Annotated in this window: 13 protein-coding genes; 2 read left to right on the top strand and 11 right to left on the bottom strand. The window is 65.9% G+C overall.

The features are described from left to right. The 7 genes from AC6H42_RS29750 to AC6H42_RS29720 all read right to left on the bottom strand — a co-directional run. Positions 1–900, bottom strand: a 900-nt coding sequence (locus AC6H42_RS29750) for an N-acetylmuramoyl-L-alanine amidase-like domain-containing protein (RefSeq protein WP_497549602.1), incomplete at its 3' end; no start/stop codon positions are given. After that, positions 897–1,271 (bottom strand): type II toxin-antitoxin system PemK/MazF family toxin, encoded by a 375-nt coding sequence (locus AC6H42_RS29745; RefSeq protein ID WP_497549601.1) that lies wholly within the window; start codon positions 1,269–1,271, stop codon positions 897–899. The genes AC6H42_RS29745 and AC6H42_RS29750, both read right to left, overlap by 4 nt. Continuing rightward, positions 1,271–1,525, bottom strand: coding sequence for an AbrB/MazE/SpoVT family DNA-binding domain-containing protein (locus tag AC6H42_RS29740; RefSeq protein WP_497549600.1), 255 nt, complete (start codon positions 1,523–1,525; stop codon positions 1,271–1,273). Before AC6H42_RS29740 ends, AC6H42_RS29745 begins: the two co-directional genes overlap by 1 nt. A gap of 123 nt (positions 1,526–1,648) precedes the next feature. Continuing rightward, positions 1,649–4,621, bottom strand: a complete 2,973-nt coding sequence (locus tag AC6H42_RS29735; protein ID WP_497549599.1) for a TonB-dependent receptor — start codon at positions 4,619–4,621, stop codon at positions 1,649–1,651. 81 nt (positions 4,622–4,702) lie between these two features. Further along, entirely contained in the window at positions 4,703–5,926 is a 1,224-nt protein-coding gene (locus AC6H42_RS29730) for a BT3233 family polysaccharide utilization protein (protein WP_057155426.1), read from the bottom strand. Positions 5,927–5,935: 9 nt separating this feature from the next. Next, positions 5,936–7,342 carry a glycoside hydrolase family 88/105 protein gene (locus AC6H42_RS29725; RefSeq protein WP_497549598.1) on the bottom strand — a complete coding sequence of 469 codons (1,407 nt, stop codon included), beginning with the start codon at positions 7,340–7,342 and terminating at the stop codon, positions 5,936–5,938. A gap of 221 nt (positions 7,343–7,563) precedes the next feature. Beyond that, on the bottom strand, positions 7,564–8,262 hold the full coding sequence (locus tag AC6H42_RS29720; protein WP_497549597.1) for a FadR/GntR family transcriptional regulator: 699 nt from the start codon (positions 8,260–8,262) through the stop codon (positions 7,564–7,566). Positions 8,263–8,409: 147 nt separating this feature from the next. On the opposite strand from AC6H42_RS29720, the gene AC6H42_RS29715 reads away from it, so the two are divergent. Then, positions 8,410–9,162, top strand: a complete 753-nt coding sequence (locus tag AC6H42_RS29715) for an SDR family NAD(P)-dependent oxidoreductase (protein WP_200953965.1) — start codon at positions 8,410–8,412, stop codon at positions 9,160–9,162. Positions 9,163–9,172: 10 nt separating this feature from the next. On the opposite strand, the gene AC6H42_RS29710 is transcribed toward AC6H42_RS29715, so the two are convergent. Together AC6H42_RS29710 and AC6H42_RS29705 are read right to left on the bottom strand one after the other, a co-directional pair. Then, positions 9,173–10,165, bottom strand: a complete 993-nt coding sequence (locus tag AC6H42_RS29710; RefSeq protein ID WP_057155423.1) for an alpha/beta fold hydrolase — start codon at positions 10,163–10,165, stop codon at positions 9,173–9,175. Between the two features lie 50 nt (positions 10,166–10,215). Next, positions 10,216–10,914, bottom strand: a complete 699-nt coding sequence (locus AC6H42_RS29705; protein ID WP_497549596.1) for a dienelactone hydrolase family protein — start codon at positions 10,912–10,914, stop codon at positions 10,216–10,218. A 135-nt stretch (positions 10,915–11,049) separates the two neighbouring features. On the opposite strand from AC6H42_RS29705, the gene AC6H42_RS29700 reads away from it, so the two are divergent. Continuing rightward, complete coding sequence (locus AC6H42_RS29700; RefSeq protein ID WP_057155421.1) at positions 11,050–11,931, top strand: LysR family transcriptional regulator; 882 nt, start codon at positions 11,050–11,052, stop codon at positions 11,929–11,931. Here the strand turns inward: AC6H42_RS29700 and AC6H42_RS29695 are convergent. Both AC6H42_RS29695 and AC6H42_RS29690 read right to left on the bottom strand, forming a co-directional pair. Continuing rightward, a complete protein-coding gene (locus tag AC6H42_RS29695; RefSeq protein WP_497549595.1) occupies positions 11,928–14,957 on the bottom strand; it encodes a sensor histidine kinase in 3,030 nt (1,009 codons plus the stop codon). The two genes, AC6H42_RS29700 and AC6H42_RS29695, sit on opposite strands and share 4 nt — an antisense overlap. 100 nt (positions 14,958–15,057) lie before the next feature. Further along, positions 15,058–15,520, bottom strand: a 463-nt coding sequence (locus AC6H42_RS29690; protein ID WP_497549594.1) for a DUF2345 domain-containing protein, incomplete at its 5' end; no start/stop codon positions are given.

Below are 15,520 nucleotides of genomic sequence, written 5' to 3'. Positions count from 1 at the left end.
CACGACGATGTGGTCGTTCAGGCGCAGGAATTTGAAACCGGCCAGCTTTTGGCCGTTCTTGCCTTCCGCGGCGTTGCGCGCTTCGCGTTCGGCGGTGCGGGCGAAGAATTGGTCGAAGCTTTCTTCGCGTACTTGCGGTTCGGCCGAATTGAGGAACATGCGCTTGCCGTCCGGCGCGGTCACCACCAGGCCCACGTGCGAAACCCAGAACGCGCCGTCGCGGGTGGAGACGATGTTGACGAAGTCGCCGTCCTGCAGCTGGCCAAGCACTTCGCCGATGCGCTCCTTGGGGAGGTAGTATTCGGTGCTGTCCTGTACCGGCAGGGCGGCGTCGGTCTTGTGGTAGGTTTTCAGGAAGCGCTGGCGGTCCACCCGCAATGGGTAGGAGGCGGCCGTGCCGCCGGCCAGTTCGCGCGTCATGTCCGTCACCAGCCAGCCGTTGTTGATGTTCCAGTCCTGTTCCGTGTAGTGGTTGCGCGTGGCGACGCCGATCACGCCGTCCTTGTAGCGTATCCGCTGCAGCATCCAGTAGAACTCTTTCCAGTTGCGCGACAGCGCCATGGCGTAGGTATGTTCGGCGAACACTACACAGTCGCTTTGCTCCAGGCTGAAGGTGGGCAGGGTGTCGTGCAGTTCGAAGGGGTATTCGCCCAGCAGGTTGAGCTTGTAGGGCTGGCCGATGTTGCGGCGGCCGATGGCGGCGATGCGCTTGCGCAGGTCCGGCTCGGCTTGCTGCATCTGGGCGATGTAGGCGTCCGCTTCCTGCGGGCTCATTTGGTACAGCTGCTTGGGATGGGCGGACGCCGGGGCAGGGACTGCGGCTTGCCGGGGCGGTACGCTGGCGCAGCCGACGAGCAGGGCTGCCAGGCTGGCCAGGGCGAGGTTGCTTGTCTTGATCAAGGTTGGCTTATTCCACAGATAGCGTCAAGTTTGGCAAGCGCGGCGGTCAGGATGGAGTCGTGCCCGCCACCCCATGGATGGCGTCCTGCTTTCCGCTCGCCCCAATCGAATGATTTTGGTTGAAACGCGAGCATGTAGCCAATTTCACTATTTGGCCCTTGCACCGCGACCGCAAAAGGATTGTCTTTATTGAATTCGGCGTGCGTCATTGGGAAGCCGATCACGATGCCGGTTTTCTCATTGAACGCGCGCGGGGACGACACTAGCATCGGATGTATTCCCGGCATTTCTTTGCCGGCGTGTGCGCTGTGCTGGATGTAGATGATGTCGGCCCGATCCGGGCACCAGTTGGCTTTGGCGCCAGCTGCCATTAGAGTATCTCTTTGCCGACAGGCTCAAACGCCATTGCTTCGCCACTAAGGCGGTCGGGGTCGGGTGCGGCCAGCATGGCGCCCAGCGAGGATGTCGTTTCCACTTTCTCGACAATGATGCTTCCCTCCTGCGCAGTGATGCGGACGCGCGTGCCTTCCGTGACCCCGGCGGCCTTGGCAACCGCCTTGTTGATCCGGACGGCCAGGCCGTTCCCCCATTGGTTGACCGAGGTGTCGACTGCATATGTAACCATGACGCATTCCCCTCATTACTGTTGGTCTAGTGTATCGGCGCCCAAGATGCGTGTCAACGCGGTAGATACAATGAGAAAGGCCCCCGAAGGGGCCTTGGGTGCTGCTGTGACCAGCGGGCTGGCTTAGAACTTGTAGCGCAGGCCGGCCAGGAACTCGCGGCCGGTCACGTTGTTGACCACCACGCTGTTGCGGGCGCGGCTGACGAACTGGTCGTTCGGCTCGTTGGTCAGGTTCACGCCTTCCAGCGTCAGGTCCAGCTTGTCGTTGACCTTGTACGAGAACGACACGTCGACGTTGGTGGATTTGTTCTTGCCCTCGACGTCGTTGTTGTTCTGGCCCGGCACGCGGGTGACGAAGGAGGCGCGCTGCGAGGCCGACAGGCGGGCGCTGAATTTGCCGTCGTCATAGTACAGCGTGGCGTTCCACGAGCGCGGCGACAGGTTCAGCAGGTCGTCGGTGATGGTGGCGTTGGCGGTCGGCGAGACCAGGTACTCGATCTTGGACTTGACGAAGGTGTAGTTCAGCAGCGTGCCGAAGTTGCGGCCCCAGGTTGGCAGGAAGGTGAACGGCTGCTGGTAGTTCAGCTCGAAGCCTTTCAGCTTGCCGCCGTCGGTGTTCACCGGCGCGGTGACCTGGAAGATCTCCTCGCCGTTGAAGTTCGATGGCAGCAGCGACATCGGCAGCCCGGTGTCCTTGAACGGGACGTTGGTGCGCAGGCTCTGGATGTAGGTGCCGATGTTTTTCTGGAACAGGCCCAGGCCGAGGAAGGCGTTCTTGTCGAAGTACCATTCGAAACTGCTGTCGAAGGTCTTGGCGCGGAACGGCTTGAGCAGCGGGTTGCCGCTGGTGATGGACGGCGTGCCGGTGGTGGCCACGGTGCCGCCGGGCGACAGGTTGTTCAGCTGCGGACGGGTCATGACCTTGGCTGCCGCCAGGCGCACAATGAAGTCCTTGGTCAAGCTCGCGGCTACGTTAAACGATGGCAGCACGTCGGAGTAGTCGTGGTCCACGGTCACTTGCGAGCCGCCGCCGGCCGACTGGTAGCCGGTGGTGCTCAGGCCGGTCTTGACGTAGCGCGCGCCGAAGTTGCCGCGCAGCGGGATGCCGGCCAGTTCGTGGTTGAACTCGCCCATCAGGTAGAAGCCCTTGTCCTCTTCTGTGACGGAGCGGTTGTTGCCGCGCGCGTTGCCGTTGGTGATGGAGGACAGCGTGAAGTCGCCGGGACCGCCCGCCGGACCGCTCTTGATGCAGTTGCAGTAGATGTCGTAGGCCTTGGCGATGGCGTTCAGGTCCGGAATCACCCACGAGGTGGCGGTGCCGGCCGGCAGATCCTGGCCCTTGCCGAAGCCGGTGATGGTGGTCATCAGGCTGGACATGCTGGTGCCGGCCGGCGGCGCGAAGATGGTGTCGCCCTGGTTCACGCGGCGCGACTCGTAGGAGTCGAATTTGTATTTCTTGTAGTTGACGCCGCCCTTGATGCTGAGGCGGTCGCTGGCTTCCCATACCAGGTCCAGTTGGCCCACGTCGTTGGTGTTGGTGGCGCCTTGCGGACGGATGCGGATTTCGCTGGTGGTGGTGTTCGGTACCGAGGCTGGCTGGGTCCCGGTTGCCACCTGCGGCACGCCGACGATGCCCATGGCCGCGCCGGGATTGGCCGGGTCGAACGGGTAGCTGATGGCCGGCATGCGGTCATTCTGGCGGAAGTCGATGGTGTAGCCGTTCACGTTCAGCGCGTCGAGCGTGGTGGTGGTCTGTACCGGGTTGCGGAACTTGGACTTGGCGCTGCCGACCTTGGCCAGCAGGCGCAGCGAGTCGCCGATGTCCTGCTCCAGGGTCAGCGTAGGCTGGGTGAAGGTGGTGGACAGTTCGTCGAAGCGCGATTCGGCGCGCACGTCGACGCCGTTGAACTTACCGTACAGCAGCGAGCCGTTCGGCGCGAACTGGGCTTCCACGACGCTGGTCTGCGGCTTGCCGCCCTGGGTGGCGGTGCGGCTGAAGGAGATCGCTTCCAGGAAGTCTTCCTGGCGCGTGGCGTCCAGCTTGGAGTACAGCATGTCGAACGTGACCAGCGAGCCACGCGCCGGACGCCATTGCACCGACGCGGTCAGGCCGAGGCGGTCCTGGTCGTGCGTCAGGCGGCCGTAGCGCGGCAGGCGCGGCACGAAGTTCTCGGCCTTGCTCGCTTCGGCGTAGGCGGCGCTGGCGGCGGCCGATGCCGGCAGGCGCGGCACGCCTTGCGCGGCCGGGCCGCAGGTGGTGGCGGTGGAGTTGCTCGGGTTGGCGGTCACACCTTGCGGTGCGCACCAGCCGCCGGACGATGGGCCGTTATCCCAGCGCACGGTGGAGAAGCCTTCTTCCAGCACCTGGCGCTTGGAGTAGGCGCCCGACACCAGGAAGCCCAGCGTGCGGTCGGCGTTGGTGTTGGAGACCATGAAGCCGACGCGCGGGTCGGTCTTCTTGGCCAGGTCGTTGTACTTGCCCTTGGCCATGACGGTGGCGTTGAAGCCTTTCAGGTCGAACGGGCGCATGGTCTGCAGGTCCACCGTGGCGCCCAGCGAGCCTTCGTCGATGTCCGCCGAGGAGCTCTTGCGCACGGTCAGCGAGTTGAACAGCTCGGACGGGAACACGTTGAAGTCGAAGCCGCGCGAGCGGTTGGCGCCGCCGGAGCTGTCGGTGCCGCCGGTGGTGGCCAGGCCTTCGATGCCGTTGATGCGCACGCGGGTGAAGTCCTGTCCCAGGCCGCGCACCGTGATGCTGCGGCCTTCGCCGGCGTCGCGGTCGATCACCACGCCGGGCACGCGCTGCAGCGACTCGGCCAGGTTGGTGTCGGGGAACTTGCCCATGTCTTCGGCCTTGATGACGTCGACAATGCCGTTGTCTTCACGCTTCTTGTTCAGGGCGCTTTCCAGCGCCGCGCGCATGCCGGTCACCACCACGGTGGCGGTTTCCTGCGCAGCCGGGACGGGCTGCGTGCTTTGCGCATACGCCGGGGCGTAGGCTGCGCTGATGGCCAGGGCCATCGCGGTGATTGAAGTGGAACCCGCCAGGCGCACGTTGAAGCGGCCCGGCCGGCGTTGTTGTTCGCTGTTGTCCATACTTGTCCCTGTTAATTTTTTGTATTGAGTAAGACTGCTGCGGTGCTACGGTATTGCTTGACTTCTTTCCTGCTGGTTCCTTCACTGCTTCCAGGTCACCCGCACCGGGTTGCGCGCGCGCGCCGCGGTGGCGCGCACATAGGCTTCCCACTGCGCCTGCGACGTGATGTCGCCGGAACGCTCCCAGGCGCCGCCCGCGTAGTACGTCAGCGGCTGGCCCGAGGTGGCGTTGGCCACGATCAGCTCGTTCAGCTTGTCCTCGGTGTAGTCGGTGGCGCCCGGCAGCACCACGGCCACGCCGAAGGCGCCCTTGGTGGCTTGCTGGATCCACTGCAGCACGGCGGATGAGTCCTTGTCCTTGACCACGGCGATCTTGGGCGCTTCGCCCTTGTCGGTGGGCGTCTTGTTCAGGCCGATGGCGATGGGCAGCGTCTTCTGGCCGGCAAAGGTGAAGGTGCTGTCGATGCGGTCCATGTAGTGGCCGGCGTCCACCGTAAAGCGCTTGACTTCGGTGACCGGGATGCCGGCCGCGTCCCAGGCCGCGTAGTGCAGCTCGAAGATGGCGCGCACCGGGCCGTTGGCCAGCACTTTCCAGGTCGAGTAGTTGCTGCTGGTGTACAGGGCGCCGTTCAGCCACACGCCGGCGCCGCCGGCGCCGCGCGACTTGCCGACGTTGTACATGTCCATGCCTTCACCCTGGTCGTAGTGGTAATGGTCATGGCCCTTGTTGTACCAGCGGTCGACCACCGGATAGTTCACGCGCTTGAACCACAGGTCCAGGCCGCTCGTCTCCAGCACTTCCTTGCCGCTGCCTGCTGCGGCGGGCGCGGCCAGCGCCGGGCCGTAGGTGCGGTGCGCCAGCTTGTCGTTTTCCCAGGCGAAGTCGTCCAGGCGTTCCTGCACGTAGCGGGCCGAGGCCTTGCTCGGGAAGGGCTGGGCCACGCCGTCGATGGTTTCAACCGTGTAGGTGGCGGACTTTTCGCCGGCGGCGAAGCTGTGCTGGAAGATCAGCTCGCCGTACGCCAGGCCTTCGTTCTTCGGGTCCTTGGCCAGCGGCTTCAGGTTGGTGACCTGGTGCGGCACCACGCGGCCGGAGGCGTCCTTCACGGCCAGGCGCTGGATCAGCGCGCCGGGCAGCTGGCGGTTGACCTCGGTCCACGGGATGGTCACGGTTTCCGACGGGCGGGCGATGTCCAGGTCGTGGCTGAGCTTGACAGTGAAGCCGGCGCCATGGGCCAGCGGCGCCAGGGTGGCCAGGGAAGAGGCCAGCAGTCCGGCCAGCAGGGGCGTCATGGTGGTTTTCATACGGTCTCCTTAATGGTGTTCGCGGTAGTCGGTCTGGCCGGCGGCCTTCGGCATGTAGTGGTAGGTGCGCACGCGGTGCTCGACGGCGATGTTCGGATTCTTGATCAGCTTGATCATTTCCGCGCCGGCCAGCAGCGTGGGGCCGTAGCCGTGCAGCGCGTTCACGCTGGTGGGGCGGTGGTAGTAATAGGTCTGGTCGCCCGCCAGCGTGGTGCCCACGCAGATGCCTTCGATCTCGCCCTTGGCCGTCACCTTGGAAACCAGGCCGGTCCAGCCTGCTTGCGCCACGGAGCCGTAGGTGGTCGGGCTGATCCAGCCCTGGTTGATGGCGTGCGCGATCACGTAGACGAACATGGCGCTGGCCGACGTTTCCAGGTAGGAGTCGTTGCGGTCGATCATCTGGTGCCACAGGCCGCTGCCGGACTGCAGCTCGGCGATGCCTTTCAGGCTGGCGCGCAGCTGGGCCAGCACTTTCGGGTAGCCTGGGTGGTCTTTCGGCAGCACGTCCAGCAGGTCGGACATGGCCAGCACGGCCCAGCCGTTGGCGCGCGCCCAGTAGAAGCGCGGCGCGTCGGGGATGTTGGCGTGCCAGCCGTGGGTGTATATGCCCAACTGCGGGTTGAACAGGTAGTTCGACATCTGCAGCGTGTTTTTCACGGCGTCGTCGAAGTACTCGCGCTTGCCGCTCATGCGGCCCATTTCAGCCAGCGCCGGGATGCTCATATACATGTCGTCGCCCCACAGCGAGACAGCTTGCGGGCGCTTGCGCGCCATGGTGCCGTCCGGCAGGCGGAACTGCTTATTGGCCACCCAGTCGCTGCAGGTGGCAATCATGGTGCTCAGGTCCGGGCCGATTTTCAGGGCGCGGGCGCGCATGAGCGCGGCGCACATGGAGCCGGAATCGTCCAGCGCGCGCGGGTCGAGGAAGCGCGAGAAGCTGTTGGCGCGTTCCAGCTTGAACTGCTGTTCCTGGGCGCGGAAATAGGGCAGGGTGTCGGCGAAGAACTGGAAGTGGCGCTTGGTCATGTCGGTGAAGCGCTGGTCGCCGGTCGCTTCGGCCGCCTTGAACAGCCCGGCGTGCACCACGCCCATTTCGTAGACCATGATGCCGTAGTCGCCGCTGCTGGGGGCGAAGACGGCGTCCCTGGTGGGCTTGCTGAAGTCGGTGATCTGGTTGCCGGTTTTCTTGTCCACCACGCGCGTGGGGGTGGAGACGTCCATGTAGCTGCGGATGCGGTTCAGCACTTCGGTGATCTCGGATACCACCGGCATCTTGTATGGCACAGGATAAGTGCCCTCGCCGGGATCGGTCAGGTTCTTGTTGTCCGGGTTGCGGTAAGGGCCTTCTGCCTGGGCGGAACCCAGCAACAAGGTGAGGGCGGCCACACTGGCCAGCAATTTCTTGGTGGTATTCATTTGTCTCCGTTGGCGCTGCTTTAATGATGGGTGCGTCATTTGGTCAGGCCATTCTAGTTTGGTCTGACCAAAGTTGCAAGGCGGACTAGCCGCTTTGTGTGTAACAGTGGCAGCGGGAGGGATGCTGGAGAGGGAAGGACGGGAGCATGCGGATGCGGCGGGTGACGCTTATGCGACACGCCAGCGCCCGGGAGGCGCTGGAGGGGAAAACTTGCGTGCGCTTATCCGCGCGAGAAGGTGCGGGTCACGCGTTCGAGGTGGGCGCGCATGGCCTGGCGGGCGCCGGCCACATCGTGCGAGGCGATCGCCTCCAGCACCTTGCGGTGATCCTGCAAGGTTTGCTTGCGCAGGTCTTCGGTCTGGAAGTGCTCCTTCAGCTTGTGCCACAGCGTGCCGCGCTGGTTCCACAGATACTCGATCACGCCCACCAGCGCCGTGTTGCCAGTGGCGCGCGCGATGGCCAGGTGGAAATTGCGGTCGGCCTGCTCGTTGCTGGTGCGGTCTTCGTGATGCTGTTCCATCTCCATCACCGCGCGCAGGATGGCGTCGACGTGGGAGTCGGTGGCCACCTTGGCGGCGATGGCGGCCACTTCGGACTCGATCAGGCGGCGCGCCGCCAGCACTTCAAACGGGCCGGGACCCACTTCCGGCATTTCGGCCGGGGGTTCCACCAGTTCGGACACATACACGCCCGAGCCGCCGCGCACTTCGACCACGCCGCCCAGTTCCAGCGCGATCAGCGCTTCGCGCAGCGAGGCGCGGCTCACGGTCAGTTTCGCTGCCAGTTCGCGCTCGGCCGGCAGGCGTGAGCCCGGCTGGATGTCTTCATCCTTGATCAGCTGCTGGATACGAGAGGCTACGACCCGGTACAGGCGCGGCTCGGCGACAGGGGCTTCGCGCGGCGCAGGATTTTTCTTCATTGAGTGGGCGGGTCCGAGAAATGTGTTAAATGATGCAACGTGGGCAGATTTTAGTTTGGACAGGCCAATCTGGCAAGGCGGACAAGCCAATCAGCGGGCGGCTGCGCTACACTGGGCGCCCACAATGTTGTGCTGAGGGAGGAATGAATGGACAAGGAGCTGAAGAAAGTACTGATCGTGACTGGGGCCGGACGCGGCATCGGCGCCTGCATTGCCCTGCGCGCGGCGCAGGACGGCTACGCGGTGGGCGTAAACTACCAGAGCGACGCGGTGTCGGCCGCCAGGGTGGTGGACCAGATTGCCGCGGCGGGCGGCAGCGCGGTGGCGGTACAGGGCGACGTGGGCAGGCCGGAAGACGTGGCGCGCCTGTTCGCCGCCGTGGAGGCGCAACTGGGGCCGGTGACGGCACTGGTGAACAATGCCGGCATCACCGGCGGGCTGGGACGTTTTGCGGACGCCAGGCCGGAGGGCATTGCTAAAGTGTTCCAGGTGAACGTACTGGGGCTGATGGATTGCTGCCGCGCCGCCATCGCTTCCTTCCAGCGCAGCGGCGTGAAGGGCGTGATCGTGAATATCTCGTCCACTGCGGCCAGCAGCGGCAGCCCGGGCGACTACGTGCATTACGCGGCCAGCAAGGCGGCGGTGGAAGCGTTCACGATGGGGCTGGGGCGCGAATTGGCGCCGGAGGGCATCCGCGTGTGCGGCGTGGCGCCGGGAATGACGCTGACCGAGATCCACGCGCGCGGCGGCGACGCGTACCGGCTCGAGCGCGCCGCGCCGGGCATCCCGATGCGGCGGCCGGCCAATCCGGAGGAGATCGCGGAGCCGGCGGTGTGGCTCTTGTCGCCGGCCGCGTCGTATATTACCGCCACCACGCTGACTGTCGGCGGCGGCAAGTGATGGCGGCGCCTCAGGCCTTGGCGAAGGCCAGCAGGTCGGCGTTGACCTTGTCCTTGTGGGTGTCGGTCAGGCCGTGCGGGGCGCCGGGGTAGACGATCAGCTTGGCGCCTTTGACCAGCGCCGCCGAGGCGCGGCCGGCTGCGTCGATCGGCACGATCTGGTCGTCGTCGCCGTGGATCACCAGGGTCGGCTTGTCGAATTTCTTCAAGTCGTTGCGGAAGTCGGTTTCCGAGAACGCCTTGATCGAGTCATAGGTGTTCTTGTGGCCGCCCATCATGCCCTGCATCCACCAGGCGTTGATGATGCCTTGCGAAGGCTTGGCGCCCGGACGGTTGTAGCCGTAGAACGGGCCGCTGGCAATGTCCAGGTACAGCTGCGAACGGTCCTTCACCGAACCGGCGCGGATGCCGTCGAACACGTCGATCGGCAGGCCGCCCGGATTGTCGGCCGTTTTCAGCATCAGCGGCGGCACCGCCGACACCAGCACCAGCTTGGCCACGCGCTTGGTGCCATGGCGGCCCACGTAGCGCGCCACTTCGCCGCCACCGGTGGAGAAGCCCACCAGGATGGCGTTTTTCAGGTCCAGCGCCTCGATCACGGCGGCCAGGTCGTCCGCGTAGTGGTCCATGTCGTTGCCGTCCCAAGGCTGGCTGGAGCGGCCGTGGCCACGGCGGTCGTGCGCAATGACGCGGAAGCCGTTGTTCGCCAGGTGGAACATCTGCGATTCCCAGCTGTCCGAATTCAGCGGCCAGCCGTGGCTGAACACGATGGGCTGGCCCGAACCCCAATCCTTGTAGTAGATGTCCACGCCGTCCTTGGTGGTGATGGTGCTGGCGGTTTTGCGCATCGGCCTGGCGGCTGGCGCGGCTTGTGCTTCGCCGGTAGCTGCCAACGGCAGCATGGCGGCTGCGGCGATCGCGGCCAGGCTGGCGCCGCCGGTCAGGGCGCCGCGGCGCGAGACATTGACTTCATTGACGGCTTGGTCTTGGGTCTTGGTGGACATGATGGGTTCTTCCTTTTAGTAAATAGTTAGGTAAAAATCGCTGTGCTACATTAAGCAAGGTGTTGCTTGAAGAAGGCTGCCGTGCGCCCGTTGGCCAGTTCGGCGGCGGCGGCGTCGTAATGGTTGCCGCCCGGACGCGCGAAAGCGTGGTTGCAGCCGGGGTAGGTGTGCAGTTCGATGTTGTGGTTGGCGCCCAGCGCCGCGTTGATGGCAGCCTGCGCTTCCTTGCCGATGTACTCGTCCTCGCCTGCCAGGTGGTACAGCAGCGGGTCCTGCACCTTGAGCGCTTCGGACACGAACTTCTCGGTGCCGCCGCCGTAGTAGGCCACGAAGGCGTCGGCGCGGCCGCGCGCTGCGCTCAGGTAGGTGAGCAGGCCGCCCAGGCAGTATCCGGTGACGGCGACCTTGCCGCTGGCGCCTTGCATGCTGCGAGCCGCAGTCACGGTGGCGGCGATGTCGCGCACGCCCTTGTCGAAGTCGTAGGCGCTGTATAGGGCGAAGCCCTTGGCCCAGTCGCCTTCACTCGCCTCGGACATGTCCAGGCCCGCTTCGGCGCGCCAGAACAGGTCCGGGGCGACGGCGATGTAGCCTTGTGCGGCGTAGTTGTCGGCGATGCTGCGGATGCCGGCGTTGACGCCGAAGATTTCCTGCAGCACGACGACCACGGGCGCCGGTGCAGCGCCGGCCGGACGGGCCACGTAGCAGTTGAAGCTGCCGTCTTCTGCCTGGATGGTGATGCCTGGTTTCATCTGCGACTCCTTGTTGTGCTTGCGTTTCGATGGATGCATCTTAGGTGTGAAAACGCGGCAAGGGAACGGACAAACCTGCAATGCCGCTTTGTAAAAATGCGGATCTGACTATAGGGATAGGAAAACAAAACACGAATGGCTAATGACTTCGACTGGAATGACATACCGCTGATCTTGTCGCTGGCGCGCACCGGCAGCATGAGCGCGAGCGGCCGCGTGCTGGGCGTGGACGCGTCCACCATCAGCCGCCGCATCGCGGCCGCCGAGAAGTCGCTGCAACTGCGGCTGTTCATCCGCGATAACACGCGCTACCAGCTGACGGAGGCGGGCAGGGTTTTTGTGGAGTATGGCGAGGCGGTGTACGGCAATGTGCAAAGCATGCTGCTGGCATCCTCGCGCGAGGCCGAAGCCATTACCGGCGCGGTGCGCATCACGGCGATCGACTTCCTGTTCGACCACTGGCTGCTGCCGCAGTTGCCGTCGCTGAACGCGCAGTATCCGCAACTGGAGCTGCACCTGCTGGCGGACAACGACAACCTGTCTTTCACGCGCCGCGAGGCCGATTTCGCGCTGCGCCTGGCGCAGCCGGGCGAGGACGCGGCGCTGGTGATGCGCAAGCTGGGCGACATCGGCTGGACCGTCTACGGCAGCGCCAGATCCGAGCCCGTGCCGCGCGAGCAATGGGGGCAGCAGCCCTGGATTATGTACGGGGACCAGCTCTCCCATTTGCCTGAGATGAATTGGATACGCAGCCTGGGGCCGGAGGTGCGCGGCCCGGTGCGCGTGAACAGCCTGACCACCATGCTGCGCGCTTGCGAGGAGGGGCTGGGGCTGGCGCTGCTGCCTTGCCTGATCGGCCATCCGCCGGGCCTGCGCAGGCTGGGCGGGCAGCCGGAAGTACAGCGCGAGCTGTGGCTGCTGAGCCACCGCGACGCCGGCTCCATCGCGCGCTTCAAGGCGGTGTCGGCGTGGCTGGCCAAGCTGTACGCCGACAGCCGCGACATGATGTGCGGCTAGCGCCGCGCGTAAGCCTGCGACGCTGCCACCGTCACCAGCACCTGCACGCCGCCGCCGGCGCAATCGCTGATGTCGATGCGCGCGCCGATGCGCTCGGCGCGCTCGCGCATGCCGGTCAAGCCCCAATGCCCCGGCCTGCCGTTCGTCTTGGTGGCGTCGTCCAGCCCTTTGCCGTTGTCGCGCACGGCCAGCCTGAATTCACGCGGCCCATAGCCCAGTTCCACCTGCAGCAGGCTGGCGCCGGCGTGGCGGCAGGCGTTGCTCATGGCTTCGCGCGCGATGGCGTATACCTCGTCGTGCATCTCCGGCGCCAGCGTGCATTCCTTGCCCTCCACGTTGACGGCCAGCGCGAAGTCGCCGTCGCCGCCGTCCAGGCAGCCGCCGTTGGCCGCCATGGCCGCGCCCGCGTCCTTGAGCGCCTGGGCCAGGCTGCCGCCGGGCGTGACGCGCAGATCCATTACCTGGTCGCGCCCTTCGATGAGGACTTGGTCGGCCTGGGTAAGCGTCTTATCCATCAGCAGCCGCGTGTCGCTGCCGGGCGGCAGGCGGTTCGCCACCGCCTGGAAATGCAGGATCAGCCCGTGCAGGCTTTGCAGGAAAGTGTCATGCAGCGCGCGCGCGATGCGCTCGCGTTCCACCAGCCGTTCGTGCAGGCGCTCGCGGAACTGGCGCGTGAGCTGGCGCAGCCGCATCTGGTACAGGGCGTACGCCAGTGCCGCTGCGGCCAGCACGCACAGGCCTGCGAACCAGATGGTCTGCGTGAAGCGCGGCGCAATCTCGAACGGCTCGCCGCTGTGCGGCCCGCTGGACGCGCCGTCTTCGTTCACCGCCTCCACAGTGAAGCGGTAGCGTCCCGGCCCGAGATTGGTGTAGTAGGCGGTGCGGCGCGTGCCGGCGTCCTGCCAGTCCTGGTCCACGCCGTCAAGGCGATAGCGGAAGCGCACGCGTTCGGGCATGGTGTAGGCGAGGGCGGTGTAGTCGATTTGCAGCTTGGCGGTGCCGGGCGCCAGCCGCACGCCGGCAGCGAGCGGGTGGTGTACGCCGTCGCTATGCATGCCGGTAATTTGCACGGCCGGCGTGCTGGTGTTGCGCTGCAGGCGGGACGGGTCAAACCAGGCGATGCCGCCGGTCCCCACGAACCACAACCTGCCGCCGCTGCCCGCAAGCGCCGACGGCAGGCGCACGATGATGTCCGCCGCGCCGGGATAACCGTCTGAACTGTCCCACAGCTCGTGGCGCAGCGGCGTGTCCGGATCGCCGGCGCTGCGTTGCCAGTCGGTGGCGGTGGCGTGCAGCAGGCCCTTGCTGGTGTTGATCCAGCGGTCGCCATCCGGCGTGACCACCATGCCGGACACATTGGACAGCAGTTCCGGGTCGGCCGTGGCCAGGCGCACGAACTTCCCTTCGTGCAGGACGGCCATACCGTTGTCGCCCGCGATCACCAGCTCCTTTTGGACGTCCACGAAGGTGACGGCGCCCAAATCGATGCCCTGCGCCGGCCCGTATTCGGTGAGCTTGCCGTGGTCGTGGTACAGCAGCTTGTTGTTGCGGAAGCCGAACCAGGTGTTGCCCTTGCCGTCCACGGCGGCAAAGAGTGGCGCGCGCAAGCCTTTGTGCTGGTCGGGCGGCAGCCATTGCCCGCCTTCCCGGCGGTACAGCCCCCGGCCGCCGATGCCGACCCAGGTGCCGGTGGCGTCGTCCGCCAGCAGGAGCACGAAGTTCTTGGGATTTTCGCCCTCCCGCAGCGGCGGCAGCGGCCAGGACTCGACTACACCGTTCTTGCGCCGTTCGATGTGCTCGGCGCCGCCGATCAGCACGGAACCGTCGCGGCCCTTGCCTACCGCGTACACGGCCTGACCGGGTTCCTGCTGCACTGCCTGGCCGTTGGCGTCAATGCGCCACAGCGTGGCCACGTCGGAGGAGGCGGCCCAAGTGGCGCCGTCCGCCTCTTGCGCAAGCGACAGGCGCCCGGCAGCGGGCGGGAACTGCACTGTCGAGAGCTTGTTCTGGCGCAGCCGCTCCAGGCCAGCCGGCGTACCCACCCAGATATTGCCCTCGCGGTCTTCCAGCATGGAATGGACGTTCAGGCTGGCCATCTGCCAAGGCTGGTCCAGCTTGTCGTCGATGGCGCCGCGGGCGAAGGTGCCGCCCGGTTGTTGCGCCCGTTGCTGCCAAGTGGCAGGCAGCATGCGGCACAGGCCGTTGGGGCAATTGCCGGTCCAGAAATTGCCATGCCGGTCAAACATGCCGGAATGGGCGGCCGAGCGGTTGAACCATGGCGAGCGCGGCACGAGCTGGCCGGGCGGCAGCGGCAGCGGCGTCATGCTTTCCTTCCCGATCAGCCATGTGCGGCCGTCGGGCGACTCGGTGATCAGCGGGCTCGTGACCGTGTGGCCGGTGGGACGGAACTTGCGCGTGGCGCGGTCCAGCAGATACAGCGCCTTGTTGTCGGCCGCCCACAGCCGGCCGTGCTGGTCCAGGTGGACGAATTCCGCGCGCGTGGCCGGATAGTCCCAGTCCGTGCCTATCTTCTCCCAGCGGCCGCCACTGTAGCGCATCAGGCCGGTGGTGGAGGCGACCCAGATGCTGTCGTCCGACTCCACCACCAGGTTGTAGGTGGCGCCGATGGGGTTGCCGGGACCGGAGGCGAAATGCTGAAGGCGGCCGTTGCGCAGGCGGCTCAGGCCACCGAACGTGTAGCCTATCCACAGGTCGCCGTTGGGATGCGCCGTGAGCGAGGTGATGCGCTTGCCCAGCAGGCCCTCGCCGGCGGCGGGCTTGAAGGCCTCGAAATGCACGCCGTCGAAGCGGTGCAAGCCGGTGACCGTGCCCAGCCATAGCCAGCCGTCGGCGGTCTGCGCCATGGTGTCCACCTCGCGCGGCGCGCCTTCGCGGCTGGTCCAGATGTCGTGGTGGTAGGCGGCGATGGGGACGGCGGGGTCAAGCGCCAGTGCCGCCGGTGCTGCGGCCAGCATCATGAACGACAGCACGGCGCGCAGGACAAGTCGAGTAATGTGTATTTCCATGGCCGCAATTTAGCCAGCCCAGCGCTGCGGGGGCAAGCAAAAATTTTGGGCTATGCCTTTTGGTAGAGGCCCGCAAAGGTGACGCGCCGCACGGGCCCGGCTAGAGCCGGGCCTTGGTGCTAACCTGGCCTGCCTGCAGCACGATCTTCTTGCTGGCCTTGATCTCGATGCTGTCGTTGACGGAGATGACAGTGATCTCTTTGTCCGCCAGGATCTCCAGCTCGCCGGTGTGCGCCTGCAGCGACACGGGGCCGTTGCCGGCGAAGGCCTGGATGCCGCCGGCGTGGCTGAAGAAGCCGGCCGCGTTGCCGGCCACGGAGGACACGGTGTGCGCGGCCGCCAGGTGCAAATCTCCCTGCGTGGTCCATTGCAGCTGCTTGCCGGCGAACAGCACGGTGGAGGCGGGCGTGGCCCAGTTGATGCTGGCCGGGGCGTCCATCAGCACCAGCGGGGTGCCGAACTTTTCCACCGGCTTGGCGCTGTCGGCCTCGCGCGATCCGGCTTGCGCCTTGACCGCCTGCTGGCCGTTGACGGCGCCGGCGTGCTTGCCGCTTTGCTGGGGA

The organism is Massilia sp. NBRC 108631 (assembly GCF_059704565.1).
This window is presented reverse-complemented; position numbering and strand designations above follow the sequence as displayed.

Coding starts and splice junctions, on each gene's coding strand:
- AC6H42_RS29735 (WP_497549599.1), bottom strand. CDS start 4,621: ATGGACAACAGCGAACAACAACGCCGGCCGGGCCGCTTCAACGTGCGC.
- AC6H42_RS29705 (WP_497549596.1), bottom strand. CDS start 10,914: ATGAAACCAGGCATCACCATCCAGGCAGAAGACGGCAGCTTCAACTGC.
- AC6H42_RS29715 (WP_200953965.1), top strand. CDS start 8,410: ATGGACAAGGAGCTGAAGAAAGTACTGATCGTGACTGGGGCCGGACGC.
- AC6H42_RS29730 (WP_057155426.1), bottom strand. CDS start 5,926: ATGAAAACCACCATGACGCCCCTGCTGGCCGGACTGCTGGCCTCTTCC.
- AC6H42_RS29700 (WP_057155421.1), top strand. CDS start 11,050: ATGGCTAATGACTTCGACTGGAATGACATACCGCTGATCTTGTCGCTG.
- AC6H42_RS29720 (WP_497549597.1), bottom strand. CDS start 8,262: ATGAAGAAAAATCCTGCGCCGCGCGAAGCCCCTGTCGCCGAGCCGCGC.
- AC6H42_RS29710 (WP_057155423.1), bottom strand. CDS start 10,165: ATGTCCACCAAGACCCAAGACCAAGCCGTCAATGAAGTCAATGTCTCG.
- AC6H42_RS29745 (WP_497549601.1), bottom strand. CDS start 1,271: ATGGCAGCTGGCGCCAAAGCCAACTGGTGCCCGGATCGGGCCGACATC.
- AC6H42_RS29695 (WP_497549595.1), bottom strand. CDS start 14,957: ATGGAAATACACATTACTCGACTTGTCCTGCGCGCCGTGCTGTCGTTC.
- AC6H42_RS29740 (WP_497549600.1), bottom strand. CDS start 1,525: ATGGTTACATATGCAGTCGACACCTCGGTCAACCAATGGGGGAACGGC.
- AC6H42_RS29725 (WP_497549598.1), bottom strand. CDS start 7,342: ATGAATACCACCAAGAAATTGCTGGCCAGTGTGGCCGCCCTCACCTTG.